The following is a 1,929-nucleotide window of genomic DNA, read 5'->3' as shown; positions in this document are numbered from 1 at the left end:
CACGACACTGACCGGCATGCTGTGGCTGGCCGCCCAGCCCAGCAGCCAAACTGCAGTGGCGAACACCGGTTCGCGCCCCTTACGGGCAATCACACCGCCAGGAATATCGATACTGTGTGCGATCACATTCGCTGTCGGCGGCATCCTCGGCGCCAAGGACTGTATCGCTAGCCGCCTCGCGGACGTCGCTCTTGAGGAATCCGTCGACCACAATGAGAAACGCCGCATATTCCCAGGACTGTCGCCGGATTCATCCAAGTAGAAATGCGTGCAGTGGTGATAGTTTTCAGCGACTTTTAAAGTGATATCGATTGGAAGTCTCACGGTCGAAACGGCTGAGAACGCACGGGTGACACACACCTTCCCAAACGTGATCGGTAATCATCCAACCTGCGAGACCGGATACCAACTCTGCTCATCATGAGACTTGCTCACCTGGGCAACCCTTGGATGCCCGCCACCCCGCCCGCCCGACTCCGTCGGGCCGCCCATGCCCTATCCGTAAGTGTCCGGCGCATTCGAGTTCACCCATTGACCGTCACCTCGACCTCGACCGACCGGACATGTCTCACGGCCGATGCGCACTGATGCAGGCTACTTTGCACTTCTGGCCACGGACCGTAGCTCAGGGCCTCGTCGTGCCGAAACTCGACCGGCTCGCCCGATCCGTTTCTGACGCACGCGCGATCGGTGACGACTGGCCGCACGCGATATCAAACTGTCCCCTCGGCCAGCAGGTCTACGACCACACGACCCGATGGGCAAGATGTTCTTCAACATCCTGGCTACCTTCGCCGAGGTCGAAGTTCGACCTGCTGCGAATGCGCACCTGCGAGGGCATGGTCATCGCGCGCGCCAAGGCCGCCTCCGGGGCCGTCAACCCAAGCTTTCGGTCAAGCAGCGCAGCACAAGTTCACCGAGTGCCCGCAGAATGAAGAATACAAATACTCCACAAACCCCGTACCACACATTGGCGCAGAGAATTCTCGATCTCAGGGCGACAAATGGGAAATTCGCTACGGTGAAAAAGGAAGCGGAAATCGGACCAGATCCGATCCTCCTGTCATCAATATCGACGGTGCGCATCAAGGGGACACGCTGAAGACGGCAAGGATTCTCGCGCACGAAGCCAACCATGCTCATCCGGACGGCTACCACCCGCAGAAGAAGCCGGATGAGAGAAGGACACCAGAACGTGCGGTAGTGAGGGTGCAGGAGCTACCTGCTGTTCCGGGTCGCCGAAGCGACCGGCGCGGCTGGGGACAAGCTGTTGCGCGACACGGTGTTCCCGGTGGCGTCGCAGACGGTGCTGCGGGACCTGGTGGCCGAGTTCAAGTCGTCGGGGCCGACGTATCAGCGCACGGTGAAGGCCACCCTGCGCACGTCCTACACCAACCACTACCGGGCAGGTCTGGATACGAACTGCGCCCGTTCCATCGCGGTCAGGCCCTTGCCATGGAGGGCTTGTTCGAGCAGTTGGTCGCGTCGGGTGGCCATGCGGGTGATCCGCTCGTCGATCTCGTCGTCGATGCCGAGGTCCAGGGGCGGTTCACTAAGGCCAAGACCGACAGCGTCATCGCCGCCCGCGATGACGCCATCGCACAGCGTGTGGCAGCCGAGGCGGGACGCGCCCACGGCCCTCGACGCGGGCCTGCGCCACGCGCCCGTACAACAACCCGGACTCAACGACCGGTGGTCTCATCGGGGATCGGGCAGTGTTGATGACGAGGGAGTTGCCGGCTCACCCCTGCGAGATCTGCCCGTGCTTGCGGTGGTCCTTCATCCAGGCGCGCTGTGCCTGGAAATTCTTATATAAATGGTTTCTTTCACTTAGCGTGTCTTGCGTGGTTGTGGTTCGTTCGTGTTGTGCCGGAATCGGTCGTGCTGGATGATGTTCGACTCGTGGTCGATGAGTTGTCGATACGTCTT

General features: G+C 61.0%; 3 protein-coding genes. 2 read left to right on the top strand and 1 reads right to left on the bottom strand.

All coding sequences use genetic code 11. From position 1 onward, the window contains the following. A partial coding sequence (locus AB0B25_RS32100) for a hypothetical protein (RefSeq protein WP_357187597.1) occupies nt 1-262 on the top strand: 262 nt, incomplete at its 5' end. Between the two features lie 495 nt (nt 263-757). Further along, nucleotides 758-1,102: a hypothetical protein gene (locus AB0B25_RS32095; protein WP_357187594.1), complete on the top strand. Its 345-nt coding sequence runs from the start codon at nt 758-760 to the stop codon at nt 1,100-1,102. Nucleotides 1,103-1,398: 296 nt separating this feature from the next. On the opposite strand, the gene AB0B25_RS32090 is transcribed toward AB0B25_RS32095, so the two are convergent. Beyond that, a complete protein-coding gene (locus AB0B25_RS32090; protein ID WP_357187591.1) occupies nt 1,399-1,635 on the bottom strand; it encodes a hypothetical protein in 237 nt (78 codons plus the stop codon). Nucleotides 1,636-1,929: the final 294 nt, after the last annotated feature.

Origin of the sequence: Nocardia sp. NPDC049190, assembly GCF_040648115.1 — a bacterium.
Taxonomy (GTDB): Bacteria; Actinomycetota; Actinomycetes; order Mycobacteriales; family Mycobacteriaceae; genus Nocardia.
This window is presented reverse-complemented; position numbering and strand designations above follow the sequence as displayed.